Source organism: Flavobacterium nitrogenifigens (genome assembly GCF_003254565.1).
GTDB lineage: Bacteria > Bacteroidota > Bacteroidia > Flavobacteriales > Flavobacteriaceae > Flavobacterium > Flavobacterium nitrogenifigens.
On record NZ_QJRI01000182.1, the window covers coordinates 373,274 to 397,723 of the forward strand.

A 24,450-nucleotide genomic window follows, 5' to 3' on the forward strand; every position below is an offset into this window, starting at 1 on the left:
CACAATTCTATTTGTTACAAGAAAAATTAAAATACTTTTTTATGTAAAAAAAATACTGCTTTAATGATGAAGCTAAAACTAAAGATAGTACTTTTACGTTTATACCACTAAGAATTAAAATAATATGAAAACAACTTTAAAGAGCGTTCTTTTTCTCTTTTTATTTACATTTTCTTTACAGTCTTGTGAAGATCAGGATGATGTTGCTGCTCCAGCAGATTTGCAGATTAATAGTTTTATCTGGAGAGGATTGAATGAAGTTTACTTATGGCAGCAAGATGTGCCAAATCTGGCTGATGGACGTAATTTGCAACCAGATTTCGATCAGTTTTTGAGAGGATACTCTAATCCTGAAGATTTGTTTCAAAATTTATTGAATAAGCCAGTCAGCAAATATCCAAACGGAGATGCAATTGACCGTTTCAGCTGGATTGTTAACGATTATACGGTTCTTGAGCAGGAACTAAGCGGTGTTACAAAAAATAATGGTGTCGATTTTAGGTTGAGCCGAGTGGCTTCAGGATCAAATGATGTGGTGGGTTTTGTGCGATACATTATACCAAATTCTGATGCTTCTACAAAAGCAATTAAACGCGGTGATTTGTTTACAAGTGTGAACGGAACAAAACTTACTGTTTCTAATTATCAGCAACTACTATTAAATCAGGATAGTTATACTTTAGATTTGGCAGATTATAACGGAACGAGTTATGTTTTAAACGGAAAATCGGTTGCCTTAACTAAAACTGTCTTAGAGGAAAATCCAATTTTTATTAATAAAGTGATTACTTCGGGAAGCCACAAAATTGGTTATTTAATGTACAATGGTTTTTATCCAGGCTATGATGATAAATTGAATCAGGCTTTTGGCGAATTGAAATCGCAAGGCATAACTGATTTGGTTTTAGATCTTAGATACAATGGGGGTGGAGCTGTTACATCTGCAATTAGGCTCTCTAGTATGATCACTGGACAGTTTGATACTCAGATTTTTGCAAAAACGCAATTTAATACTAAATGGATGAAAGATCTTACTTCTGAAGACATGGAAAGTTTGAATTATAGATTTGTTAATAATATTGATGGAAAAGCATTAAACAGTTTAAATTTAAGTACAGTCTATATTATTACTACTGCGAGTACAGCATCTGCAAGCGAATTGATTGTAAATGGATTAAAACCTTATATTAACGTAGTTCAGGTTGGAGAAACTACAACGGGTAAAAATGTTGGGTCGTATACAATTTATGATTCTGAAACTTTGTTCACTAAAAAAGGAATCAATCCAAATCATAAATATGCGATGCAGCCTTTAGTCTTTAAAATCTCAAACTCTGCAGGTTTTGGTGATTACCAGCAAGGTTTACAGCCAACGTATCAACAGTACGAAAGAGTAAGTACTTATGGCGTTTTAGGTGATGCCTCAGAGCCTTTGCTTAATTTGACTATTTCAAAAATTACGGGAACTACTGCCAAAAGAACTTTTGATGATGCGGTACCAAATACACCTTATTTGACAGATTCAAAAATTATAAATGGATTAAGACACGGAATGTATTTTCAAAATGGTCCAAAAAACTAAAATACAATAAATAGAAAAGGCTTTCAGAAATGAAAGCCTTTTCCATAAAAAAAAAACAAAAACTAATTCTAAAGGTAAAATTAATCGTTAAAGTAGAATCCGTTTGGACCTAAACCAACAGTTAATTCTTTTAATAAGCTTCCGCTTAAGTTATAAATGTATGCTTTACTGCTTGAAGCGAAATCACCACCGTCTGCAACAAAGATTCTATCATTTTTTACTGCAAAACCGTACATTTTTCCATACTGAGAAGTTGAGCTGTATTGGAAAATTGGAGTTGTAGAAGCTGAGGTTGCTGTGTAATCTATAGCGTAAACTGCAGTTTCTAGAGTATAGTATATTTTATTGTTGTAAATGTCTAGGTTTTTAACACCATCAAGAGACTCAGGGAAAGTAATTTTGCTAATAGAATTGTCAGATAATTTTACTTTTACAATTTCACTTCTTTCTCCGTATGAACTTCTAATTGTGTATAAAATTCCATCTTTAATTTCCATCGTGTCTGCTCCTGCACCAATAGTTACAGGAGTTTCAAGCTTATTTGTCGCTGTATTCACTATAAGTAATTTGTCGTTGTTGTAAGGTTCAGTCACATATAGCTTATTGTTATAAATTTCAATATGATTAGCAGTTGTGTTTAGCGCAATTGTAGATTCTACTTTGTTGGTCGCTAAATTGATCACAGCGATAAAATCATCGGTATTACCAGCTGGATTTGTTTTAGACCAATACGTATTGGCATTAGTCACATAAGCTTTTCCGTCTTTTACAACACCATATCTTGGAGTAATTAAACCAGTTTCAATTTTTGCTACAAGTTTAAATGTATAACGGTTTACTACATTTATTACGTTAGATCCACCAGCAATGATATATGCTTTGTCTCCATCAAAAAAGATATTTTGAAGATATTTTCCAACAAAATCAGAACCATTTACAGTATTGTATACATCTTTAGTGAAAGTATTTAAATCGTCGCTAACGAAAGAAACAGAACCTCCATCAGTAAAATTTCCCTCGTTTAAGATGAAAATTCCATTATCATAAGCTCCTTTTGGATCATTTGAGACATCGTCATTTGAGTTATCGTCATTAGAACAAGAAACAAAAAGCGAAACGCTAAGTGCTACTAAAAATAATCTAGTTAATTTCATTATATTAAAATTTAAGGTTTAAGTACAAATTAAAATTTCTTCCTGGCATTGGTCTGTATTCTAGACTTTGATAAAATGTATTCCAAAGATTTAAAACCTGAAATCCTATTTTAAAAGAAGATAAAAGTTTAAAATCGTAATCAATTCCAATGTTTGACACGTTGTAGGCATCAACAATTTTCTCAGGATCATTGTCAGATTGTGTATAGACAAAGCCATTATAAAGAAATTGATAATAGGCAGAAATGTTTTTTCTTGAATAAGCCACAGAAGCCGTAACTTTATTAAAAGGGACAAAAAACAACTGTTTTTTAGTTTCAACATTCTCTGAAACGGTATAAGCGTAAGTTGCATTTGCTGTCAGGTTGTTTTGTCCAAAACTTTTTTTCCAGCCTAACAATGTTTCTGCTCCATAGCTATTTACCTTGTCTGTGTTTTGTGGCATCCAAATTCCATTTGTTCCAGGAACCCATCTCAGCAAATCTTTTATCTTCATGTAATAAAAGGTCTGCGTTATATTAAAATTGTAAAAAGTAAAAACATTTCCTATTTCTGCCTGATACGAACTTTCAGGTTTTAAATCTGGATTTCCGCCTTCTTCCCAATACAAATCATTAAAAGTTGGAATCCTGAAATTTCGGGATGCATTCAGCTTCAGATTGTATAGTTTTCTAAACTGATAAGAAGACCCAACAGAAAATAGGAGTGGAGATTTATAGTTGTCTGTAAATTCTTTGCGAATGCCAAATTCATTTTTCCAATCAGGCGAAGCGTCTTGTTTAATAAGTAAAGCGGCAGAACTTATTTCTCTCACATTATCACCAAAGCCAGAACCATATCCTTTAGTTCGATTATAGTCTAAGATTCCGTTAACTTGCAATGATTTGAATAACTGATATCCTAAATCTGCTTTTGTGATAAAGCTTTCGGTTTTTCCGTAAGTATAAATATTGCTCGAATTATCTGCATAATACTGATAGTTCTCAAAAATATATGCAGTTTTTAAATTGGTTGTAAACTTCCCAAAGTTACCGTCATATTCAAGTAAGTTCCGATTGAAGCCATTTACGTATTTGCTTTTCATTTCCGATTCGGAAACTAAAGAAGTATTTCTATCTGTATTTGAGGTTTGCGTATATAATTTTAGAATATTTTTGGCATTAATTTTATAGCCCGCATTGGCACTTAGGGTAATAACATCATATTGGCCATTTTGATTCCAGCGCTGTTCGCCTTTCCAGTTGTATTGATTTAGATATTTATAATCGTTAGTCGAACTGTTTTTTGAAAGTCCGATTTGAGCGCTCCATTTTTTGTTAGAAATAGAAGTTTTGTAATTGACTCCAATTGTATTGAAACTTCCGTAGTCTAGTCTTAAATTATTCTCAAAACGATTAGAAAATAACAAATCATTGTTTAAATGCACGGTTCCTCCAACTGCTCCACTTCCGTAAATAACACTTCCGCCACCTGCTTTTACACTTATCGAATTGTAATCAGAACCCGATATGGTATTGAAATCAGTGCTTCCGTTCATCTGAGAATTAATGTTTATTCCGTTCCAGATTACTGCGGTTTGAGAAGAAGTCGTTCCTCTAAAAGCTACTGTAGATAACATTCCGCGCCCATATTCTTTAAAATAAATCGTAGAATTAAAGTTTAATAAATCGGTTAGGAGAGCTTCATTTTTGCCAATAACAGAATCGTTTAATTTTAAAACAGATTGTGAAACCGAATAGGATTTTAAATTTTTGTCTGAAACCAATACTTCTTTCAAACTGGTAATAGAATCGTTTTGCGCCGAAATAATCTGGCACATCGCAAATAAACAAAAAGCAAAAAGTCGTTTTAAAGTCATAATTTCTACACTCTTTTTCCCGAGAGTTCGATAAATTGTTACAAAGGCAGGTCTCCTGGCTTGCGTCTTGCTGTTTACCTTCCCATTCGCCGTGGCGTAACAGTGGTTTGTAGTTAACAGCAAGCATTCGTTATGAACTTAGCTTACAGTTGCGGGTACAGCTCAAGAATTTACTTGATTCCCTTTTAATGCGTTTTTAAATCAAAAACACAACCTTAATTTGCTGCAAAGATAAAGTTAAAAATATTGATTATTCAAATTTGTTTTGCGTTTCATGAAAAATTATAAATTATTTGCATTAAAAATCGATTTTTATAACTTCTCCGAAATCAACTTTATTATTGAAAGCTTCCTTTAATGGCAGTGAACTCTGGTGGCAAAGAATGCTTCTAATGATTCCTGCGTGAGCAACAATAACAATTGGCTGATTTATTTTTGAAATGGTATCAGATAAAAATTGACCAACTCTTTCATGTAATTCAATAAAGGATTCTCCATTTGAAACTTTGATATTTACAAAATCTTCCATCCATGGATTGAGTTCTTCAGACGGAATATCGTTCCAGCTTTTCAATTCCCAATCTCCAAAATTCATTTCTTTTAAGCGCTCGTCTTCCTGATAAGAAATGGTTTTGATATTATCTTGAATGTGCTTAGCTAAAATAACGCATCGCTTTAATGGACTTGAAAAAACAATTGCCTCAGAAGGAAGTTCAGAAATAATTCTGCTAAAAATTTCATCAAAAGGTTCAGCAATATCAACATCTGACTGCCCGTAACAGATTCCTTTTTCGCAGACAGTTTCGGTATGGCGAACTAAATAAATTTCCATAAAAATAAAATGCTTAAATAAAATACCACTTCGCAAACCTGTTGTGTCGCTCCAAGACAATCTCCTGTATAACCGTCAATCCATTTTTGAAAATATCGCGCTAAAAAATATCGCGTTATAAAAACAGGAATTATAGCAAGAAGAAATTTCAAATTAAAATAAGAAAATACAAGTAACGGAATTAATCCAAAAAAGAATGACCCAAAAACTTCTTTCCAACTGTATTGTTTTGCAATTGGCTTGCTTTTGCTTGAAGCATCATCACGAGAATATTCGTGTGTAAAAATAATGCTTATTGCTGCCAAACGGCTCAAAGAATGAACAGAAACAAATAAAAGGAAAACTAGTAAAATGTTATTAGTGAAAAGTAAAATGGATTCTGAAAGCAGTTTGAATTTTAATAGAAAAAGTAAAACCAATCCGATTGCTCCATAGGCACCAATCGCGCTATCTTTCATAATCATCAAGATTTTTTCCTTGGTCCAGCCTCCACCAAATCCATCACAGACATCGGCAAAACCGTCTTCATGAAATGCACCAGTAGTTAAAATAGAAGCAATAATCGCTAATATAACAGCAATTTCTGTTGAAAGAAAAAATGAAAAAAGATAAAAAGCCAGAAAGGAAATACTCCCGACAATCCATCCAATAAAAGGAAAATATCTTGTGGCTTTATTTAAATAATCTGGATGATGCGTAATGTTTTTTGGACACGGAATTCTGGTGTAAAACATTAAGCAGGTGAAGAAAATGTGTAGTTCTTTTTTCATTTAAAAGATTGATAATTATAATTTAAGACTGTAAACTGAGACCGAGACTGTTAAACTATTTGCGACTTATCCCCGCGCTTTCAAAACTAGCCATTTCATTTAAAAAAGCCTCAGCCGATTTTAAAATCGGAAATGCAACAGCGCAGCCAGTTCCTTCTCCCAAACGTAAATCAAGATTTAAAATAGGTTTTGCTCCAAGATAATTCAATAATTCTGAATGCGCTTTTTCAGCAGAGCAATGACAGAAAACAGCATTTTGTTTGATATTCGGATTTATTTTAGAAGCAATTAAATATGCTACAGTACAGATGAAACCATCAACCAGAATCAGCATTTTATTTTCAAAAGCAGCAAGCATTCCGCCAGCCATTTGAAGAATCTCAAAACCTCCAAAATAGGAAAGTTGCGATAGTATTTCGGCTTGACCGGAATAACTTTCAATTGCTTTTTTGAGTAAATTTTGTTTTAGGAGCAGTTTTTCGTTTTCAACTCCAGTTCCTTTTCCGACACAATCTTCAATAGGGACACCTGTTAAAATACTCATTAAAACAGAAGCGGTAGAAGTATTGCCAATTCCCATTTCGCCAAAACCAATACAGTTTGAGCCTGATTTTGCGATATTTTCAACAATCGATTTTCCTTTCTCAAAACACAATTGGACTTCAGATTCACTCATGGCAGGAACATGAAGAAAAGATTGGGTTCCTTTGGCAATTTTGGCATCAATTAATTTTGCATTGGTTGGAAAATCATAATTAACACCCGAATCTACAATTGATAATTCGATATTATTCTGATTGCAGAAAACGTTTATAGCAGCGCCGCCATCCAGAAAATTATTGACCATTTGTCGTGTAACATCTTGCGGATAATCACTTACGCCATGATTGGCAATTCCGTGATCGGCAGCAAAAACTACAATATTTGGTTTTATGATTTTCGGATTCAAAGTTTCAAAAACCGTTGCCATTTGAAAAGCCAATGCTTCCAAAGTTCCCAAAGAGCCAACGGGTTTGGTTTTAGAATCTATTTTGTCTTGCAAAAGAGTATAGAAATCGGATTTATCTTTGATTTTGTTTTCTGATCTTGAATTAAAAGAAGAAACATTTATTTGATGAATTTCTTTGATTTCTGTGGAAATGGGAGCTTCCGATTTCTGTTTCCAATGCAATTGCTGCAACATTGGCTGATTGTTATAATTGGTTGCTGGTTTCCCGATGCAGAAATAGCCAAGCGGTTCTATATTTTCGGGTAAATTGAGAATTTTTTTAAACTGATAATAGTTGAGAATTGAAACCCAACCCATTCCATAACCTTGTTCTGTCAGCGAAAGCCAGATATTCTGTGCCGCACAAACCGAACTGAATTTCACCGCTTCGTTACTGCCAATAGTTCCAATTGTGAATCGATTGAGAACAGAACGGTCATAAGCAATTATAAGTCCAATTGGCGCTTCTTCAATTGCTTCAAGTTTAAGCGATCTGTAAAGTTCTTTTTGTTCTGGATTGTCTGTAAGTTCTTCCGCTTTTTTATTGTAATCTAAAAAAAGTTTTTTGATAGACGTTTTAACTTCATCTGATTTAATGAGATAATATCTAGTAGCATCGGTCAGTCCTACAGACGGAGCCCAATGTCCAGCTTGTAAAGCTTTCTCAATTACGTGATCAGGGACTTCGTCGGCTGTAAAATGGCGTGTGTCGCGGCGGGATTTTAATATATCGTCTAAATTGCTCATTTCTTTAAATTCCAATTTTTTAAATTCCAAATTCCAAATCTGAAAAAGGAAAGATTCTAGTAAAGATAAAGCATAGCTTTGAAATTTGGAGTTTAAAACTTGGAATTTCGTTTCAATTTATTGGAATTTGGAATTTTTTGTATTGGAATTTATCCTTTTATTTTAACCGGAATTCCAGAAACCATCAATACAACTTCATCAGCATTTGCTGCAAGAAATTGATTCATCCAGCCTTGAAGCTCAACGAATTTTCTTCCGATATGTGTTTCCGCATGAACACCCATACCAATTTCATTTGTTACAATAATGATATTAGCATTTTCGTGTTTTGCAATGGCAAGAAATTCTTTTTTAGCTTCTTCCAAACTTAACTCTACATCATTTTTAGTATCGATAAAAAAATTAGTCAGCCAAAGCGTTATGCAATCAATTAGAGCCGTTTTTCCAGAAAAATCAATTTCGCTCAGATATTTCTCTTTTTCGATATTGGTCCAATGTTCGTCTCTTTCTTTTTGATGGCGATCAATTCGATTTTGGAAGTCAGCATCCCATTTTCGGGCAGTTGCTACATATAAAGGTGAGTTGGAAAGTTCTAAAGCAAGTTTCTGTGCATAACCGCTTTTTCCAGAACGTTCGCCACCAGTTATTAAGTAAATCATTTTTATTAATTATGAGTTTTGAGTTATGAATTTTGTTTGGCAATTTATAAATTAAATTACGAGCTACTCACTCATAACTCATAATTTATAACTCATAACTTCTAATAAGGGCAATGTCGGCAATTATTTCCGCAGCAGGTTCCTCTTTTTAAATGAAACCAAGCCTTAAAAACATAATTGCCATTTTCGATATAATAGTCAATTCCCTCAATTAAATTATCAGTTTTAGGTAAAAGCATTGCCTTATTATTAAGCGCTTTTTTGGGAGTTACGGTTTCGATATAAGCATCAATTTTATCTTCACAAGCTTCTTTAAAACATGCAGGACATAAGCAATCGTTTCCTTCTGAAAGGTTGAAAATAGGAGGGTAATCATTACACCAGCACTTATTTTCAGGTGAAATGTCGCCACATGAAAAAGCGGCTTCACAACTGGAGCAAATTTTTGTTTTTGGTGTACTCATTAAATAAAAGGCTATTTGTTTAAATTTGTACGAATAAAGGTAAACAAAAAAAATAGAAATTGATTTACCTTTGTTGCCATACAAAACATAAAATATGAAATATTTTTTCCATAAATTACCAGTCGTTTTTTTACTTCTTTTAGTAATTAGCTGCAAAAAAAATGAAACGCAAATCACTGTTAAATCTGATGTTTCGACAGAAAGTGTTGAATATGCTTCTGGTCTTTCTATTGTAAAAAAAGAAGGCTATTCGATTGTAAATGTGGTAAATCCGTGGCCAAATGCTAAGGGGGAATTTACTTATATTTTGGAAGAAAAAGGCGTGCAAATTCCAGACAGTTTAAAAAAGTATCCCTCAATAAAAGTTCCATTAGAAAGTGTTGTTGTAACTTCAACAACAAATATTCCTTTTCTGGAAATGCTCGAAGTTGAGAATAAATTAGTCGGATTTCCGCATACCGATTATATTTCTTCAGAAAAAACAAGAGCATTAATTGACAAAGGTTTTGTGAAAAACGTTGGACAAAATGAAAAATTGAACATTGAACAATTAATAGAATTGTCACCAGATTTGATCGTTACGTTTGGTGTCGATAATAATAATCCGATGCTGGATAATTTGAAAAAAAGCGGTTTAAAAGTTCTTATTCAAGGCGATTGGATGGAACAGTCTCCATTAGGAAAAGCAGAATGGATTAAGCTTTATGGCGCTTTATTTGGAAAAGAAGAAAAAGCAAAAGAACTTTTTGATAAAATCGTAGAAAGTTATAATCAAGCAAAAAAACTAGTAACCGATAAACCTGCCACTTCAAAAGTGTTGTATGGTTCTATGTACGAAGATGTTTGGTATGTTGCCAAAGGAAATAGTTGGGTGGCGCAGTTTATGAAAGATGCAAAATCTAATTATTTATGGGCCGACTTGCAAGGAACGGGAAGTGAAGGATTGTCTTTTGAACAAGTATTAGATAAGGCAAAAACCGCTAATATATGGATTGCTTCTGGATCTTTTAAAAGTTTGGATGAATTGCAAAAAGCAAATCCGCATTATGCAGAATTTGACGCTTTTAAAAATAAAACGGTATATAATTTTGAAGGGAAAATGGGAGCAACAGGCGGAACAGTTTATTATGAACTCGCACCAAGCCGTCCCGATTTAGTTTTAAAAGATTATATCAAGATTTTTCATCCAGATTTACTGGCAGGTTACGAATTTACTTTTGCATCAAAACTGAATTAAATTGGCGAATAAAAAACGAAATACGATTTTATTTGTCGTTTTGGCTTTAGGATTTTTGCTAATGTTTTTTGCGAGCATTAGTTTAGGGTCGGTTACAATTCCACTAAAAGATGTTGTAGCCAGTTTAACAGGAGGTCAAGCAACAAAATCGACTTGGGAATATATTATTATTAATTACCGTCTTCCTAAAACCATCACCGCAGTTTTAGCAGGAACAGGACTTTCAATGAGCGGACTTTTGATGCAGACTTTGTTCCGAAACCCGCTAGCAGAACCTTATGTTTTAGGGTTAAGTTCTGGAGCCAGTCTAGGTGTTGCTTTTGTAATTTTGGGAGCAGGATTTCTGCCTTCATTTTTAAGTGTAATTGCATTGTCTTCTTACGCCATTGTTTTGGCATCTACTTTAGGAAGCACATTGGTTCTTTTTTTAGTTCTAATTGTTTCGCAAAGATTACGGAATACAATGGCAATCTTGATTGTGGGACTGATGTTTGGAAGTTTTAGCACGGCAATCGTAAGCATTCTGACTTACTTTAGCACGGCAGAACAGCTTCAGAAATTTACTTTTTGGACAATGGGAAACCTCGGAAATCTTTCATGGACAAACATTGGAATTTTAATTTTCTGCGTTGGAATTGGATTACTTTTGAGTGCCAAAAGTATCAAACCATTAAACGCTTTGCTGCTTGGAGAAAATTATGCCAAAAGCATGGGATTGAATTTTAAACAGGCTAGATTAATAATTATATTGGCGACCAGTTTATTATCTGGGGCTATCACTGCATTTGTAGGGCCAATTGCATTTATCGGTTTGGCAGTGCCCCATATTGCAAAACTGACTTTTCAGACTAGCAATCATACTATTTTATTTTGGAGTACTTTATTTTTTGGCTCCATAATAATGCTATTTTGTGATATTGTTTCTCAAATGCCTGGTTATGATGTCACACTTCCAATAAATGCAGTTACCTCTATTATTGGTGCGCCGGTTGTTATTTGGCTGGTAATGAGAAAAAGAAATTTTTAATAATTTTTTTAGCCACAGATTAAAAAGATTAACACAGATTTTTTAATTATTAGACAAAGAAAAAACTTAGAACCTTAGCACCTTTAAAAATGAAAAACATCTTAACAACTTCTAGTCTAAACATTGGATACAAATCCAAGAAAGGTGTTACGACTATTGCTGAGAATCTTAATCTTAATCTTGAAGCGGGTAAATTAATTACTTTAATAGGAGCAAACGGAATTGGAAAGTCAACTTTACTGCGAACGATTACTGGAATTCAGAAGCCTTTATCGGGAAATGTTTATTTGAACGAAAGAAAAATTTCAGATTATCAGCCTTTAGAATTGGCGCAAAATCTAAGTTTGGTTTTGACCGAAAAACTGCCACCAAGTAATCTTTCTGTTTTTGAATTGGTCGCTCTGGGGCGTCAGCCGTATACCAATTGGGTCGATATATTATCTCAAGAAGATATTCTAAAAGTTCAAGAAGCAATGAATTTGACGCAAATCGAACATTTAGCTTCAAAAAAACATTTTCAAATTAGCGATGGACAATTGCAGAAAGTCTTAATTGCGCGAGCTTTGGCACAAGATACGCCGTTAATTATTCTAGACGAACCAACAACACATCTTGATTTATTGCATAAAGTTTCTTTATTTAAATTATTAAAGAAACTAACACAAGAAACTCAAAAATGCATTTTGTTTTCGACACATGATATTGATTTGGCTATTCAGTTAAGTGATGAAATGATTATGATGACACCAGAAAGCATAATTCAAGATCAGCCTTGTAATTTAATTTCGAATGGAAGTTTCAGCAATTTATTCAAAGATGAACATATTGTTTTTGATGCTGAAAAAGGGAAGTTTATTGTAACTTAAGTTATGCTATTTTCTTTCTTAAATCTGTTTCGTTGAACATTCAATACAATACTTAATTCGCTTACATCTGTACTTAATTCATTAAGATTGAATTTCATTATTTGACCAGGATCAATGATATAATAAATGAAATAATCTGTAGTGTCATCTTTATAGCCATTATGTTCTGAAAAAGCTCTTTCGTTTTCGATATTATTCCACGGAATTAAAAGATTATCTCTATACTGAATTCCCTTAGAATTAATTCTAAATTGAATTTCATCGATTCTTTTTACAGATTTAATAAGTAGAGGAATTTGAAAAATAAAAAGGCTCAATAATGCAGAAAATACAAAAAGTTGGTTTTGCATATAAAAATAAATAGAACCTGTAAAAGCTCCAATTACTAGGACTGCTCTCACAAGAATTTTCCCCCTTGTGTGGTAAATTAAGAATTCTTTAGAATAGCTTAGATTATTTTCATCAATGAGCGGTCTCATCTTATTTCTTTGAACTAATTTGTCTCTTTGCTTCACCAACTACAAAAGCAACCGAATTAGCAATATTAAAGCTGCGAATAAGCGGTGACATCGGAATAGTTAAATGATTTTCGAATCTTGCCATAAATGCTGCGCTCAAACCAACGCTTTCTTTTCCGAAAACCAGCCAGTCACCATCTTGAAATTCGTTTTCTAAATAAGATTTATCAGAATGTGAACTCATTAAAAAGACGCGAGATTGATCTGGAATCTGTGCAATCCATTCTTCTACATTTTGATATTCCGTCACATCAAGATGAACCCAATAATCCAATCCGGAACGTTTTAAGTTTTTGTCATTAATTACAAATCCGAAAGGATGAATTAAATGAAGACGGCTTTCTGTGCCTACGCACAATCTGCCAATATTTCCAGTATTATTTGGTATTTCTGGTTCTACAAGAACAATGTTTAGCATCTTTTTGAGTTATGAATTATAAATTATGAGTTTCTGAAAATTATCTAATTGGCACATTTTCTAATTAACTAATTATCTAATTGAAAATCGGAAACTTCTAAAACTTGACCTGCTTTAAGGTTTTGCAAATATACATTTCCTATTCGAACGCGAACTAAACGTAGAGTCGGAAAACCAACTGCAGCGGTCATTTTTCTAACTTGACGAAATTTTCCTTCTCTTACTGTGATGGATGCCCAAGAAGTTGGACCATGACGTTCGTCTCTTATTTTTTTGGCTCTTGCTCCAAAATCTGGAATTTCGGTAACAATAAATGCTTTACAGCGTTTCGTTTTGTATTTTCCACCGTCAAGTCCAATTTCGACACCATTTTGTAATTGTTCAATTGCTTCTGGCGTAATTAATCCGTCAACCTGAACATAATATTCTTTTTCAACTTTTTTACTTCTTACGAGTTCGCTCATGTTTCCATCAGTTGTCAAAAGAAGCAAACCTTCAGAATCTTCGTCCAATCTTCCAATTGCCATTGTACCTTCTGGGAAATCGTGCAATTCGCCCAAAAGCTTTTTCTTTCTTTTTAATTCATAAATAAATTGGCTTAAGTAACCGTAAGGTTTAAAAAGAATGAAGTGTTGATGCATTTTTAATTTTTTGCAAAGATAGTTTCTTTCTTAGAACTAAATCTTAGAACTGTTTTCAGATTTCATTTTTTTTAGCCATTGGTAAACAAACCAAATTACGGTCACGGCAAAAATGACAATTAAAATAGGATAGTAGTTTTCGAAAAATTCATGAAAATAACTTCCAATTAAAATATAAATAGAAGCCATACATAATTTGATCGGGATAAATTCGGCATTAGACCAGCTGGTTTTGATTTTGAAGAAATTCATAATAATTAAGGTTGTTAAGTTGCTTTGAATAAAGGTAATAAATAAAAAATCAGATGGCAATTATAAAAGAAAAGCAATACGAAGTCATAATTTTTTCACGCTTAGAATTCGTAATATTATAAAGTTGAATGTAAAAAAGAATAATGCCATGGAAACGAATAATTTAGGAACAAAAAAGATAAACGGAACGCAGAAAAATATGGATGAATCTAAAGGGAAAAACGTTTCGCACGATAAAGAGTTAAAAGATGCCAAATTGAATAAAGAATTGGTAACTGATGCAGATGGGGATAAAAAGATTGTAGAAAGAGCCCGAAACGAAAATGAAGATATTAATAAAGCGCTCCACCAAATAAATCCGGATAATCCAAATGCAAACCGCGGAGTCGAAACAGAAGAAGAGGCAAATAAAACAGTGGAGAATAAAGATCGTAATTCTGATATAACACCAAATAGATATCCGAACTCACATCCAGATAATCATAAAGACCGCGGGAATATGAAATTGGATGAGGAGGAATAAGACAATACGAAATTTAAAACAAAATTGAGTCAATAAAATGTCAAATAACATAACATTAGCGGTTCGAGTTAATGTTATTGTAAACTCATTTTAAAGCTTCTGTATCGGTTATGATCTTCGTAAATTAGAGGTATCAATTTAAAAACATATATAAAATGGCACTTTTAGAAAACAAAGTAGCTTTTGTATCTGGCGGAGGATCAGGAATCGGACGTGCAGTGGCAAAAGCCTACGCTCGAGAAGGGGCAAAAGTAGTAGTAGCTGATATAAATGTAGAACACGGTGAAGAAACCGTAAAAATGATAAAGGACAAGGGCGGAGAAGCTTTTTTCATAAAAGGAGACTCGTCGAGCGCAGCCGACAATAAACATATGGTTGAGGTGACGGTTTCTAAATATGGCCGATTGGATATTGCCTGTAACAATGCAGGAATGGGTGGGCCAGCAAAACCAACTGGAGAATATGAGCCAGAAGCTTGGGATAAAGTGATTGCATTAAACTTAAGCGGTGTTTTTTATGCCTGCCGTTATCAATTGGAACAAATGGAGAAAAATGGAGGTGGAAGCATTGTAAATATTGCTTCAATTCACGGACAAGTAGCCGCGCCAAATAGTGTTGCCTATACAGCAAGTAAACATGGTGTGGTTGGTTTGACTAAAAATATTGCCGTGGAATATGCTCAGAAAAATATTCGTTGTAATGCTGTGGGACCTGGTTATATTGAAACAGCACTTTTAAAAGATAATTTAAATAAAGAAATGATGCAGGCCGTTGCAGCAAAATCTGCAATGAATCGTTTAGGAACCGCAGAAGAAGTTGCCGAATTGGTAGTTTTTCTAAATTCTGACAAATCTTCATTTACAACAGGAAGTTATATTATTGCCGACGGTGGTTATACCGCGGTTTAATATTGGTTTGAGAATACTATTTTGAATTAGTAAAAAGCAGTAAGCAGAAAGTTTGCTGCTTTTTTAGTTTTTAAACCGATCTTAATAGTTGAAAAAGAGGTGCAGTAAAATGATTTTTAAAGATAAAATCCAAAAATAAAAATTGGTTGTAAAAGAGAAGAGTCAGTGCAATATGAAGTCCTTTTTATATAAATACTTTTTTCAATTTCTCTAAATCAATTTTGCTTTGATCTGAAAAGTTAAAAAAATGATCCAATTGCCATTTCTGCGTTTTCTGTGCCTGCTTGCTTGTAGTTTGATCCCAAGCTGGATAAACTCTTGTAGCTCTGATTCCTTCTTTACTTTCAGTCGAAAAAATGCCTTTTTCTAATAATGTCTTTTTGGGAAAGATAAACTGTCCCCAATTTTGATCTTTTCGAACAGTCACAATTACAAAATCAATATTGTCAGAATAATCAAAAGGTTCGATTGTGCCTGATTGATTTCGTTTCCACAATGTGACGAATTGTCCCGTTTTGGTTGGGGTAATTTTCGCTTCTCGATAACAAATGTTTTTATTGTCTAGATCAAAACGAAATGCGCTGTATTCCTCACTTTCGTTTTCTTTTTTTAAAGAAGTCATCTGTAAAGCAGCTTTGTCAAAAATACTTTCTTTACTTAATAATAAATCAGGCGAACCAATAGTAAAACTCATAAAATCTATTCTAAAAATAGTTTTAAAATTACTGCAAATTTACTTTAGAAATTAACATTCAGTCCAAAATTTAGTCCCCATTGGAACTGGTTGAAAGACTGACTGTTTAACGGATTGATATAATAATTTACGGCAGGTTCAACAAAAACATTGGTTTTTTTATACACGCGATATTGAACCGTACTGCTCAAAGTAGAACCATAAACGTAATCGTTAGCATTTGTGTTTTCTCCAATAGAATGCCCGTCTAAAGCCACATTGTTAGAGATTAATTTACCGACAAAGCCGCCAGTATTTAAGTTAATGCTGGCTTTGTTTTTAGTTAAAATAGAATATGAAACCTCAAGTGGCATTTCTACATATCTTAAATTTTGATCTAATTTGCCAGTTTGTACATTTTCATTTTTCAAAGCTTCTTTTGTGCTATTCGAAATCAAGAGATATTCCTGAGTAGGAGAATTAGCCGATACAACAGGATAGCTGTCAGAAGTAAAAAAAGCATTTCCTTTGGTGCTTACATATGATACATTGGCAACGCTTTGCCCTAACTCGCTAATTTTTAATCCAGAACCTACAGCCCATTTTTTGTTAATGCTGTATTTAGTTTTTACACCATAAGAATTAGATTGTTTAGAATCGTTTACGTTTCCTAAAGTTTTATCGTTTTTAGTATTTTCAGAACTTGCTACACCTGCAAAAACGGCCACGGCCCATCTTTCTTTTTTATTGATGAGATTGTCTTTTTTCTCTTTTTCTTCTTTTTCCTTTTCTGGAGATAAAATTCCTTTTTCTAAATTCTGAAGCTCAGCCAATTGCATAGAGTCGGTTTTGCTCAAACTATTAGCAATTTTTATATCGTCTTTTATGATAACCGCTTTGTCAGTTCGTTTTGTCTCATTTTTACCCGAAATTAAATTCTTCGAATTATATGTATTGCTATTTGCAACAGGGTTATTATTTGCAGAATAGTGTTGATTATTAAAAGCAATATTTTTATTGTTTTTTGAAGCAAGCTGTTCTTCAAAAATAGAATTTGAAAGCTGTTTTTTTGCAGTTGAGTTAAATTTACTTTGTTTTCCAAATGCAATTCGTTCTTCATTAATTCCTTTATTAGAAGAATTTGAAGACTTAGGCTTGTTTTCTAAAATAGATTTTTGAGAAGATTTTATGCTAGATTTTTCTTCTGATGAACCTGAGTTTTGAAATGCAACAGATTGGGTCGGAGCATTTGCAGGAGTTATAATATTAGATTTAGAATCTTTTTTACTGGTTTTGTTCTTAGAGTTTGTTTCTACTACAGAAGTTTCTTGAATTTGAATTTGTGGGTCAATGTTGAACTGATTCTTTGTAGCATTTTCATGTAATGAATCTATCGCTTTGCCAGTATTTTTATTTTGATTTAAATTCTTGTTTTTATGAATGTCATTTTTTTCTTTATCAATAACAACAGTATTTCTGCTGTTTTCTAAATTGTCATTGTTGAGGTTTGTATTTTTAGATGAATCAGTAAAATGTAAAATTGAAGGGAGAAGTAGCCCTAATAATAAGCATGCTGCAGCCGACCACCAAAGAACAACTCTCTTCTTCTTTTTAGGTTTGTCTAATTTTTCTTCAATCTGACTCCATAACTCTGGAGGCGGAACACTTGAAAAGTCTTCCATTGATGAAAAAATATCTTCTATTTTTTGCTTCTTCATGCTGTCTTAAAATTTTTTATGCTCAAAATTCGCTTTTGTAATATGTGTTTGGCGCGATTTAAATTTGATTTTGATGTTCCTTCGGAGATTTTTAATAGTTCGGCGATTTCTCTGTGTTTCATTTTTTCAAATACATACAAGTTAAAAACCGTTCGATATTGATCGGGTAAATCCCGAATGTACTCCAGCAGTTTTTCTTGTTCTATCGGAATAGCTTCCAGTTCCTCTTCTTCAATAAAATCGGTATCAGGATCAAAAACATCCAAAAAGAAACTCTCTTTTTTCTTTTTATTTAAAGTTTCGATGAGCTTATTGATAAAGATTCTTTTTAGCCAGCCCTCAAAACTTCCTTCAAATTTATATTGGCTTATTTTCTGAAAGGCAATTACAAATGCTTCCTGAAAAACATCTTTCGCGTCATCTTCGTTCTTCATATACTTCAAACAAATACCATATAAAACAGGAGAGAACAACTGATAAATTTTCAGTTGTCCCTCTCTGTCATTTTTGATGCACAGTTTGATATATTTTTCTAAATCGTCTTTCAAGAAATGGTTCAAATTTGATTTTGCAAAAATAGTTTTAAATAGTTTACAAAACTATCGTTTAAAAATAGTTTGAGTACCGTCTAGACTGTTGCTTGCAATGGTTAGGTTTTGATTGTCAAGGTTTTCTATTGCGTAAGTTTCGCCTTCAAAAGTGATTGGTTCACGTTCTGATTGGTCAACGTAACTCTTTCCCTTTTCTATCTGATAGAATTATTTTAAGGCTGTAATTTTTTCCTGAATTGCTTTTTTGAAAAGTTTTATTTCTGCACTTTGGTCTGCAGTATCATTATTATCAATGTAAATTCTGGTAACGCTTGCTCCTTGACGAAGCTCAAAATAAATTCCGCCCTGATCTGCAGCATCTGGAGAGCCATAAGTTTTAGTTTGTCCTTTTAAAGCCAGAATTTCTGCAGGAACACTTTTTAATAATAAACTATATTCACCTCTCTTAATTGTCGGAGTATATTTGTATTGTCCAAAATCATATTTACCAGCTTCAACTTTTAAGAATTTTAAAATGTTGTAATCGTTAAGCTGATAGAATTTTTGGCAGTCCGCACCTGTACATTGATTAGAGAAACTTCCAATTATTATATTATCAGCGACTTCTACGGTTCTATTGAAAATCATTCCTTTTGTTGTTTTAGGAATCAAAATAAAATCAGAAGGATAAGTAGGAGCTTGGGTTACGTTTTCACCTTCAGCAGGAGCTTTTTCGTAGTAATTAACAACGATTTCGCAATTGTTTTCTATAATCGAAGTAATTTTGATCGTATATCCGCTTGTAGGTTTGGCACCAGCAAAAATTCCAACTAAGTATTCTTTTGTAAAATCAATATTTGGATCACTTGCAACTTGACAACTGTTTGCATGTTTTGTAAAATACTGATCCATTTTTTCTTGAGATACAATAACAAGAGCAGCAGGATTATTAGGCATCGATTTTACATTATAATTACATGCGAAAGGAAAACCAGTAAAATTTACAAGTGTGTTAGCTCCACAATCTACATAATTATTATTTCCGTCACTAAGCGAACAAGCACTGAATCCAAAGGCTACAAACAAGCCAAGTATTAATTTTTTCATAATTATTTTAATAGGTTTATATTTTGTAGATGGCGTATTTAAAAAAAGGTTGCGTAGAGGTTAAAATTTTTTTTTGAAAATAAAATGTTGGTTTAGTTGGATTTGAAAATGAATTAGTGAAATTTCTATTTTAAAAACTAAGCACTACGTATTATTGCGTACTTTTACGTAAAATTAACTTAGTTATGACTGATTATATACCGTTTTTATTAGGCTTTGTTGTGGCGCTTTTTGCTGGAATCTACGTAGGCAGAATGCTTTCTGTATCAAAATTTCAGTCAGAAAAAGTGATTTCTGAAGAGAGATTAAATGCGTTAAATAGTCAATTGCAAATGTTAAAAGAGCAGTTTGAAAGTGAAAAAAATAATTTTCAGAAACAATTGCAGCTTAGTATTTCTGAAAAAGAAAACATTCGAACAGAAAAAGATAGTTTGGCAATTCAGCTTTCTAAAAAAGAAGTAGATTTTGAAAATTTATGGGAACGTCATAAGGAACAAAAAAGTGAAATCAACGAGCTTCAGGAAAAATTCACTAAAGAATTTGAAAACCTTGCCAATAAAATCCTAGAAGAAAAATCGGCAAAGTTTACCGAACAAAATACTGTAAACATGAAAAATATCCTAACGCCGTTGCAGGATAAAATTCAGGTTTTTGAGCAAAAAGTAGAGCAGACCCATAAAGAAAGCATCGATTACCATGCGGCGCTTCGACAGCAGATTATTGGTTTGAGCGAAATGAACGCGCAAATGAGCAAAGAAACCTTAAATCTTACCAAAGCATTAAAAGGGGATAGTAAAATGCAAGGAAATTGGGGCGAATTGGTTCTGGAACGTGTTCTAGAAAAATCGGGATTAGAAAAAGGAAGAGAATACGAAGTACAGCAGAGTTTTACAAATAGTGAAGGAAATAGAGTTCTTCCAGATGTGGTAATTAATCTTCCTGATGGCAAAAAAATGATTGTTGACTCTAAAGTTTCACTTGCTGCTTATGAAAAATGGGTAAATGAAGAATCAGAGCTTTTAAAAATAGAATTTCTTAAAGAACATGTCATTTCTATAAAAAGACATGTTGAACAGTTGGGCAACAAAAACTATTATGATTTATATCAAATGGAAAGTCCAGATTTTGTTTTGCTTTTTATTCCGATGGAGCCAGCTTTTGCCGTTGCTTTAAACGAAGATCCTACATTGTATACCAAGGCTTTTGACCGAAATATTGTGATTGTTACGCCAAGTACGCTTTTGGCTACTTTACGTACTATTGACAGTATGTGGACCAATCAAAAACAGCAGGAAAATGCCTTTGAAATAGCAAGACAAGCCGGTGCTTTATATGACAAATTTGAAGGTTTTGTATCTGATTTAGTTCGAATTGGAAATAAAATAAAAGACACCAAAACTGAATATGAAAGTGCAATGAATAAATTGGTTGACGGAAAAGGAAATCTGATTTCGAGCGTAGAAAGATTAAAAAAAATGGGGGCAAAAGCAAAGAAATCGCTTCCGGATAATATTATTGCAAGAGCCATAAATTCAGATGAAAACGAATTATTAAACTAAAAAAAAAATTTAAACACATAGAAACATAGATTTTATTTTTCTGTGATAGAATTAAAAAAAGAAACTAGTTACTAACACATAGCTATGTTTGTTAATGAAAGTGAAACGCCTTTAACGACATAGAAAAACTATGTTTCTATGTGTTGAAAAAAAAAACAACTAATCAAAATACCAAAAACAAAAACATGAGTACAGATTTTAAGCCCGTTTCTTCATCAAAAGTTAGTATATCAGAATTAATGCTGCCATCGCACACTAACTTTAGCGGAAAAATTCACGGAGGATATATATTACTATTATTAGATCAGATTGCTTTTGCATCGGCATCAAAATTCAGCGGAAATTACTGCGTAACTGCTTCTGTAGATACGGTAAACTTTCTTAAGCCAATTGAAGTTGGAGAATTGGTGACTATGAAAGCTTCTGTAAATTACGTCGGAAGAAGCTCTATGGTTGTTGGTATTCGTGTCGAAGCAGAAAACATTCAGACTGGAGTTATCAAACATTGCAATTCGTCTTATTTTACAATGGTTGCCAAAGATAAAGAAGGGAAGAGCGTCCAGGTGCCAGGATTAATTTTGTCAAACTTAGAAGAGGTGCGCCGTTTTAGAAAAGCAATAAAACATATCGAAGTAAGAAAAGAAGTAGAAGAACACGAAAAATTGGCTAATATAAACTCTATTGAAGATTTGGCAAGCCTAGAAAAATATAATGTTCTTTTAGAAATTAGCTAAATTTTCTTATATTTATTTGGTGCACATTAAATATTTGAAATTATGCTCAAGTTTGGATATACTATTTTATATGTTGAAAATGTCGAAGAATCTATTACGTTTTATGAAAACGCCTTTGGTTTTTCGAGAAAATTTGTCACACCAGAAGGCGATTATGGAGAATTGATTACAGGAGAAACAACACTTTCGTTTGCTTCCAAGAAATTAGCCTCAAAAAGTTTACCCGATGGTTTTATAGAAAGCCGTCTGGAAGACAAGCCTTTTGCTATAGAAATTGGTTTTATAACAGACAATGTGCCTGAAGTTTTGCAGAAAGCAACTTCTTTTGGAGCAGTTATAGTTTCAGAACCTATAGAAAAACCATGGGGGCAAATTGTGGCTTATGCAAGAGACTTAAATGGATTTTTGATTGAAATTTGTACAGAGGTAAAAGGTTAATCATAAGAAGTTTTTTGGGGATGAATTATATAAAGAAAAAACCTTATGTTTTATTTTTAGCACTAATAGTGATTCTTTTAGGCTTTGGCTTTTATAAGGGAAATGAAATACTGGATATTAATATTCATGATACTTATTTTGTGATTTCGTGGAAACATTTAATGATTCTTATTTCTATAATTTATGGATTATTGGCTTTAACTTATTTCTCAATTTTGAAATTGAATTTCAGTCTTATAAACTGGATGACGATTTTTCATGTTTTGATAAGTATAATTGGTCTATTAGCGATTTTCATTTTGCCTAGATTGATGCGAGATGATCTTCCGATGGATTTCTCAGTCGTAATGGAAAATGCAAAATTCAATGAAAGAATAGGGTATGGAATTGTAGTTTGTATTTTTGCCTTACTTGGAGCTCAAATTTTATTTTTCATCAATTTAATTTGTACTTTAATTAAAGGTCGATTTTAGACATTTTACATCTTACATTTCTCAATTCAGAAAAAAAAATTCACAAATTTTTAGCATTACGCTCAGAACTTTTAAAGGAGAAATTTCGTAACTTTAAGTGTAATTATTGGGTTACGGAATTTTTTCACTGAGTATTGCCGTTCGATTTTTCAGATGAATCAGAATCTGATTTTTTTATTTTCTCTAAGTCAGAATAAATTGAATGACATAATTGTTTAAATGTAGACGATTATGAAAACAACTACCTTACTATTTTTATTTTTTACCGCCTTTTCTGTCATTGCCCAAGACAAGTTTTTTACTAATACAGGAACAATAAATTTTGAAGCCTCTGTTCCTATGTTTGAAGAAGTGAAAGCAGTAAATAGACAAGTTGCCATACTTTTGGAACCTAAAACAAGTACTTTTATCTGTACAGTTATTGTTAAAAATTTTCGCTTTAAATTGGATCTCATGCAAGAACATTTTAATGAAAATTACATGCTGAGCAATCGCTATCCTAAAGCTGTATTTAAAGGAAAAATTGAAAAATTTGATTTAAAAGATATTAATGAGGTTGAAAAGCAATATCAGATAAAGGGCAAACTTAATTTACGCGGAAAATCAAAAGAGATTATTGTAAACGCTTTGATTAAAAGAGTGCCAGAAGGGATTCAGGTTATTTCAGATTTTCCAATTTTGGTATCTGATTTTAATATTCATATTCCAAGCTCTATAGCGTCAAAAATTGCTACAACAGCCAATACAGAACTGACAGGTATTATTCGCAGTGATGAGACAATGCTGACTTTAAAATAAGAGTTATTTTATACAATTGATAAGCGTCTTTTCTAAATCGGTAAATTGAAACTCGAAACCTGCTTTCTGAATTTTCTCTGACGAAACACGCTGTCCGGTTAAAACTGCTACGCTCATTTGCCCAAGCATAATTTTTAATACAAAAGGCGGAACTTTGGGCAACCATATAGTGTAATCGTACAGTTTAGCCAAAGTTTTAGAAAATCTGGCATTTGTTGTATTATCTGTTACACAAGCATTGTAGGCACCTTCTAATTTTGTGTCTTCAATGCTTTTTAAATAAATCTGGCACAGATCTTCAATATGAATCCAAGGCAGATATTGTTTGCCAGAACCCAAAATAGCGCCAAAACCAGATTTAAATGATGGAGTCATTTTTTTTAAAAAGCCTTCGTTTTTACCTAAAACAATACCAGTTCTAATTTTGACTGTTCGAATATTTAAAGAACCGATTTTATCTGCCGCACTTTCCCATTTCTGGCAAGTTGTGCCTAGAAAATCATCGGCAGGAGGCGTATTTTCAGTACATATTTTATGGCTTGTCATAGCGCCATAAATTCCGATACCAGAAGCAGAAACAAAAGCTTCTAGTTTTTTATTATTCATTTCTAAAACGGAATAAATCATTTCGACTGGTCTAACACGACTTTCGATAATGGCTCTTTTACGTCTTTTGGTCCATCTTTTTTCAACTATTCCTTCGCCAGCTAGATGAATGATGTAATCGGCATTTAGAATTGCATTTTTGTCAATATAGTTTTTCTTAATATCCCATTTGTAATAGGTAACTCTTGGAGTATCTTCTCTATTAGAACGGCTCAAAACAGATACAGAAAAACCCGCTTCGATCAGGACATCTGTCAAATGTTTTCCAATGAAACCACTTCCACCTGTCAATAGAACATTTTGAGCCATAATAGTTTATAATATATTTAACAGTCTTGCTTGTTTAAGGATTAGTAAAGGTACTTAAACA

The 24,450-nt window shown here is 32.9% G+C and carries 27 protein-coding genes and 1 riboswitch; of the genes, 11 read left to right on the plus strand and 16 right to left on the minus strand.

Annotated elements, in window-relative coordinates; translation table 11 throughout:
• Positions 1 to 124 precede the first annotated feature (124 nt).
• Positions 125 to 1,582, plus strand: coding sequence for a S41 family peptidase (locus DM397_RS23380; RefSeq protein ID WP_111380176.1), 1,458 nt, complete (start codon positions 125 to 127; stop codon positions 1,580 to 1,582).
• A gap of 80 nt (positions 1,583 to 1,662) precedes the next feature.
• Here the strand turns inward: DM397_RS23380 and DM397_RS23385 are convergent, their stop codons facing one another.
• From DM397_RS23385 to DM397_RS23415, 7 genes are all read right to left on the minus strand, one after another.
• Positions 1,663 to 2,736 (minus strand): YncE family protein, encoded by a 1,074-nt coding sequence (locus tag DM397_RS23385; protein ID WP_111380178.1) that lies wholly within the window; start codon positions 2,734 to 2,736, stop codon positions 1,663 to 1,665.
• A 4-nt stretch (positions 2,737 to 2,740) separates the two neighbouring features.
• Positions 2,741 to 4,594, minus strand: a complete 1,854-nt coding sequence (locus tag DM397_RS23390; protein ID WP_111380179.1) for a TonB-dependent receptor plug domain-containing protein — start codon at positions 4,592 to 4,594, stop codon at positions 2,741 to 2,743.
• Between the two features lie 28 nt (positions 4,595 to 4,622).
• Positions 4,623 to 4,827, minus strand: a riboswitch (cobalamin riboswitch).
• A gap of 65 nt (positions 4,828 to 4,892) precedes the next feature.
• Positions 4,893 to 5,426 carry an alpha-ribazole phosphatase gene (gene cobC, locus DM397_RS23395; RefSeq protein ID WP_111380181.1) on the minus strand — a complete coding sequence of 178 codons (534 nt, stop codon included), beginning with the start codon at positions 5,424 to 5,426 and terminating at the stop codon, positions 4,893 to 4,895.
• Complete coding sequence (locus tag DM397_RS23400) at positions 5,411 to 6,196, minus strand: adenosylcobinamide-GDP ribazoletransferase (protein WP_111380183.1); 786 nt, start codon at positions 6,194 to 6,196, stop codon at positions 5,411 to 5,413. The genes cobC and DM397_RS23400 overlap by 16 nt, the downstream gene beginning before the upstream one ends.
• Before the next feature lie 55 nt (positions 6,197 to 6,251).
• Positions 6,252 to 7,931, minus strand: coding sequence for a nicotinate-nucleotide--dimethylbenzimidazole phosphoribosyltransferase (cobT, locus tag DM397_RS23405; protein ID WP_111380313.1), 1,680 nt, complete (start codon positions 7,929 to 7,931; stop codon positions 6,252 to 6,254).
• A gap of 149 nt (positions 7,932 to 8,080) precedes the next feature.
• Positions 8,081 to 8,590, minus strand: coding sequence for a bifunctional adenosylcobinamide kinase/adenosylcobinamide-phosphate guanylyltransferase (gene cobU / locus DM397_RS23410; RefSeq protein ID WP_111380185.1), 510 nt, complete (start codon positions 8,588 to 8,590; stop codon positions 8,081 to 8,083).
• A gap of 101 nt (positions 8,591 to 8,691) precedes the next feature.
• Positions 8,692 to 9,054: a DUF5522 domain-containing protein gene (locus tag DM397_RS23415; RefSeq protein WP_111380315.1), complete on the minus strand. Its 363-nt coding sequence runs from the start codon at positions 9,052 to 9,054 to the stop codon at positions 8,692 to 8,694.
• Positions 9,055 to 9,148: 94 nt separating this feature from the next.
• Between DM397_RS23415 and DM397_RS23420 the strand changes: the two genes are divergently transcribed.
• From DM397_RS23420 to DM397_RS23430, 3 genes are all read left to right on the plus strand, one after another.
• Positions 9,149 to 10,291 (plus strand): ABC transporter substrate-binding protein, encoded by a 1,143-nt coding sequence (locus tag DM397_RS23420; RefSeq protein WP_111380186.1) that lies wholly within the window; start codon positions 9,149 to 9,151, stop codon positions 10,289 to 10,291.
• 1 nt (position 10,292) lies between these two features.
• A complete protein-coding gene (locus DM397_RS23425) occupies positions 10,293 to 11,318 on the plus strand; it encodes a FecCD family ABC transporter permease (RefSeq protein WP_374121159.1) in 1,026 nt (341 codons plus the stop codon).
• Between the two features lie 89 nt (positions 11,319 to 11,407).
• Positions 11,408 to 12,184, plus strand: coding sequence for an ABC transporter ATP-binding protein (locus tag DM397_RS23430; RefSeq protein WP_111380188.1), 777 nt, complete (start codon positions 11,408 to 11,410; stop codon positions 12,182 to 12,184).
• Here DM397_RS23430 and DM397_RS23435 read toward each other — a convergent pair.
• The 4 genes from DM397_RS23435 to DM397_RS23450 form a co-directional block, all read right to left on the minus strand.
• Positions 12,181 to 12,663 (minus strand): hypothetical protein, encoded by a 483-nt coding sequence (locus DM397_RS23435; RefSeq protein ID WP_142479104.1) that lies wholly within the window; start codon positions 12,661 to 12,663, stop codon positions 12,181 to 12,183. The genes DM397_RS23430 and DM397_RS23435 overlap by 4 nt on opposite strands.
• 1 nt (position 12,664) lies before the next feature.
• Positions 12,665 to 13,120: a tRNA (cytidine(34)-2'-O)-methyltransferase gene (locus DM397_RS23440; RefSeq protein WP_111380192.1), complete on the minus strand. Its 456-nt coding sequence runs from the start codon at positions 13,118 to 13,120 to the stop codon at positions 12,665 to 12,667.
• A 68-nt stretch (positions 13,121 to 13,188) separates the two neighbouring features.
• Complete coding sequence (locus tag DM397_RS23445) at positions 13,189 to 13,761, minus strand: pseudouridine synthase (protein WP_111380194.1); 573 nt, start codon at positions 13,759 to 13,761, stop codon at positions 13,189 to 13,191.
• A gap of 36 nt (positions 13,762 to 13,797) precedes the next feature.
• Positions 13,798 to 14,013 (minus strand): hypothetical protein, encoded by a 216-nt coding sequence (locus DM397_RS23450; RefSeq protein ID WP_111380319.1) that lies wholly within the window; start codon positions 14,011 to 14,013, stop codon positions 13,798 to 13,800.
• A gap of 148 nt (positions 14,014 to 14,161) precedes the next feature.
• Between DM397_RS23450 and DM397_RS23455 the strand changes: the two genes are divergently transcribed.
• Both DM397_RS23455 and DM397_RS23460 read left to right on the plus strand, forming a co-directional pair.
• Positions 14,162 to 14,536: a hypothetical protein gene (locus tag DM397_RS23455; RefSeq protein ID WP_111380321.1), complete on the plus strand. Its 375-nt coding sequence runs from the start codon at positions 14,162 to 14,164 to the stop codon at positions 14,534 to 14,536.
• A gap of 155 nt (positions 14,537 to 14,691) precedes the next feature.
• Positions 14,692 to 15,444: an SDR family NAD(P)-dependent oxidoreductase gene (locus DM397_RS23460; protein ID WP_111380196.1), complete on the plus strand. Its 753-nt coding sequence runs from the start codon at positions 14,692 to 14,694 to the stop codon at positions 15,442 to 15,444.
• Between the two features lie 184 nt (positions 15,445 to 15,628).
• Here DM397_RS23460 and DM397_RS23465 read toward each other — a convergent pair whose 3' ends face one another.
• From DM397_RS23465 to DM397_RS23480, 4 genes are all read right to left on the minus strand, one after another.
• Positions 15,629 to 16,138 (minus strand): MepB family protein, encoded by a 510-nt coding sequence (locus DM397_RS23465; protein ID WP_111380197.1) that lies wholly within the window; start codon positions 16,136 to 16,138, stop codon positions 15,629 to 15,631.
• Between the two features lie 44 nt (positions 16,139 to 16,182).
• Positions 16,183 to 17,835: a hypothetical protein gene (locus tag DM397_RS23470; protein ID WP_111380199.1), complete on the minus strand. Its 1,653-nt coding sequence runs from the start codon at positions 17,833 to 17,835 to the stop codon at positions 16,183 to 16,185.
• The gene (locus tag DM397_RS23475) at positions 17,832 to 18,383 is read right to left on the minus strand and encodes an RNA polymerase sigma factor (RefSeq protein ID WP_111380200.1); all 552 of its coding nucleotides are present in this window, start codon (positions 18,381 to 18,383) and stop codon (positions 17,832 to 17,834) included. The genes DM397_RS23470 and DM397_RS23475 overlap by 4 nt, the downstream gene beginning before the upstream one ends.
• A 210-nt stretch (positions 18,384 to 18,593) precedes the next feature.
• Positions 18,594 to 19,472 (minus strand): protease complex subunit PrcB family protein, encoded by an 879-nt coding sequence (locus DM397_RS23480; protein WP_111380202.1) that lies wholly within the window; start codon positions 19,470 to 19,472, stop codon positions 18,594 to 18,596.
• Positions 19,473 to 19,657: 185 nt separating this feature from the next.
• On the opposite strand from DM397_RS23480, the gene rmuC reads away from it, so the two are divergent.
• From rmuC to DM397_RS23505, 5 genes are all read left to right on the plus strand, one after another.
• On the plus strand, positions 19,658 to 21,031 hold the full coding sequence (rmuC, locus tag DM397_RS23485; RefSeq protein ID WP_111380204.1) for a DNA recombination protein RmuC: 1,374 nt from the start codon (positions 19,658 to 19,660) through the stop codon (positions 21,029 to 21,031).
• A gap of 185 nt (positions 21,032 to 21,216) precedes the next feature.
• Positions 21,217 to 21,765: an acyl-CoA thioesterase gene (locus DM397_RS23490; protein WP_111380323.1), complete on the plus strand. Its 549-nt coding sequence runs from the start codon at positions 21,217 to 21,219 to the stop codon at positions 21,763 to 21,765.
• 42 nt (positions 21,766 to 21,807) lie between these two features.
• Positions 21,808 to 22,203 carry a VOC family protein gene (locus tag DM397_RS23495; RefSeq protein ID WP_111380206.1) on the plus strand — a complete coding sequence of 132 codons (396 nt, stop codon included), beginning with the start codon at positions 21,808 to 21,810 and terminating at the stop codon, positions 22,201 to 22,203.
• A 20-nt stretch (positions 22,204 to 22,223) separates the two neighbouring features.
• On the plus strand, positions 22,224 to 22,676 hold the full coding sequence (locus DM397_RS23500) for a hypothetical protein (RefSeq protein WP_142479105.1): 453 nt from the start codon (positions 22,224 to 22,226) through the stop codon (positions 22,674 to 22,676).
• Positions 22,677 to 22,907: 231 nt separating this feature from the next.
• The gene (locus tag DM397_RS23505; protein ID WP_111380209.1) at positions 22,908 to 23,474 is read left to right on the plus strand and encodes a YceI family protein; all 567 of its coding nucleotides are present in this window, start codon (positions 22,908 to 22,910) and stop codon (positions 23,472 to 23,474) included.
• Positions 23,475 to 23,477: 3 nt separating this feature from the next.
• Here DM397_RS23505 and DM397_RS23510 read toward each other — a convergent pair whose 3' ends face one another.
• The gene (locus DM397_RS23510) at positions 23,478 to 24,389 is read right to left on the minus strand and encodes a TIGR01777 family oxidoreductase (RefSeq protein ID WP_111380211.1); all 912 of its coding nucleotides are present in this window, start codon (positions 24,387 to 24,389) and stop codon (positions 23,478 to 23,480) included.
• Positions 24,390 to 24,450 lie beyond the last annotated feature (61 nt).

What these genes read in the sequence shown, in the direction of transcription:
- DM397_RS23380 (WP_111380176.1), top strand. Translation starts at nt 125, where the DNA reads ATGAAAACAACTTTAAAGAGCGTTCTTTTTCTCTTTTTATTTACATTT.
- DM397_RS23385 (WP_111380178.1), bottom strand. Translation starts at nt 2,736, where the DNA reads ATGAAATTAACTAGATTATTTTTAGTAGCACTTAGCGTTTCGCTTTTT.
- DM397_RS23390 (WP_111380179.1), bottom strand. Translation starts at nt 4,594, where the DNA reads ATGACTTTAAAACGACTTTTTGCTTTTTGTTTATTTGCGATGTGCCAG.
- cobC (WP_111380181.1), bottom strand. Translation starts at nt 5,426, where the DNA reads ATGGAAATTTATTTAGTTCGCCATACCGAAACTGTCTGCGAAAAAGGA.
- DM397_RS23400 (WP_111380183.1), bottom strand. Translation starts at nt 6,196, where the DNA reads ATGAAAAAAGAACTACACATTTTCTTCACCTGCTTAATGTTTTACACC.
- cobT (WP_111380313.1), bottom strand. Translation starts at nt 7,931, where the DNA reads ATGAGCAATTTAGACGATATATTAAAATCCCGCCGCGACACACGCCAT.
- cobU (WP_111380185.1), bottom strand. Translation starts at nt 8,590, where the DNA reads ATGATTTACTTAATAACTGGTGGCGAACGTTCTGGAAAAAGCGGTTAT.
- DM397_RS23415 (WP_111380315.1), bottom strand. Translation starts at nt 9,054, where the DNA reads ATGAGTACACCAAAAACAAAAATTTGCTCCAGTTGTGAAGCCGCTTTT.
- DM397_RS23420 (WP_111380186.1), top strand. Translation starts at nt 9,149, where the DNA reads ATGAAATATTTTTTCCATAAATTACCAGTCGTTTTTTTACTTCTTTTA.
- DM397_RS23430 (WP_111380188.1), top strand. Translation starts at nt 11,408, where the DNA reads ATGAAAAACATCTTAACAACTTCTAGTCTAAACATTGGATACAAATCC.
- DM397_RS23435 (WP_142479104.1), bottom strand. Translation starts at nt 12,663, where the DNA reads ATGAGACCGCTCATTGATGAAAATAATCTAAGCTATTCTAAAGAATTC.
- DM397_RS23440 (WP_111380192.1), bottom strand. Translation starts at nt 13,120, where the DNA reads ATGCTAAACATTGTTCTTGTAGAACCAGAAATACCAAATAATACTGGA.
- DM397_RS23445 (WP_111380194.1), bottom strand. Translation starts at nt 13,761, where the DNA reads ATGCATCAACACTTCATTCTTTTTAAACCTTACGGTTACTTAAGCCAA.
- DM397_RS23450 (WP_111380319.1), bottom strand. Translation starts at nt 14,013, where the DNA reads ATGAATTTCTTCAAAATCAAAACCAGCTGGTCTAATGCCGAATTTATC.
- DM397_RS23455 (WP_111380321.1), top strand. Translation starts at nt 14,162, where the DNA reads ATGGAAACGAATAATTTAGGAACAAAAAAGATAAACGGAACGCAGAAA.
- DM397_RS23460 (WP_111380196.1), top strand. Translation starts at nt 14,692, where the DNA reads ATGGCACTTTTAGAAAACAAAGTAGCTTTTGTATCTGGCGGAGGATCA.
- DM397_RS23465 (WP_111380197.1), bottom strand. Translation starts at nt 16,138, where the DNA reads ATGAGTTTTACTATTGGTTCGCCTGATTTATTATTAAGTAAAGAAAGT.
- DM397_RS23470 (WP_111380199.1), bottom strand. Translation starts at nt 17,835, where the DNA reads ATGAAGAAGCAAAAAATAGAAGATATTTTTTCATCAATGGAAGACTTT.
- DM397_RS23480 (WP_111380202.1), bottom strand. Translation starts at nt 19,472, where the DNA reads ATGAAAAAATTAATACTTGGCTTGTTTGTAGCCTTTGGATTCAGTGCT.
- rmuC (WP_111380204.1), top strand. Translation starts at nt 19,658, where the DNA reads ATGACTGATTATATACCGTTTTTATTAGGCTTTGTTGTGGCGCTTTTT.
- DM397_RS23490 (WP_111380323.1), top strand. Translation starts at nt 21,217, where the DNA reads ATGAGTACAGATTTTAAGCCCGTTTCTTCATCAAAAGTTAGTATATCA.
- DM397_RS23495 (WP_111380206.1), top strand. Translation starts at nt 21,808, where the DNA reads ATGCTCAAGTTTGGATATACTATTTTATATGTTGAAAATGTCGAAGAA.
- DM397_RS23500 (WP_142479105.1), top strand. Translation starts at nt 22,224, where the DNA reads ATGAATTATATAAAGAAAAAACCTTATGTTTTATTTTTAGCACTAATA.
- DM397_RS23505 (WP_111380209.1), top strand. Translation starts at nt 22,908, where the DNA reads ATGAAAACAACTACCTTACTATTTTTATTTTTTACCGCCTTTTCTGTC.
- DM397_RS23510 (WP_111380211.1), bottom strand. Translation starts at nt 24,389, where the DNA reads ATGGCTCAAAATGTTCTATTGACAGGTGGAAGTGGTTTCATTGGAAAA.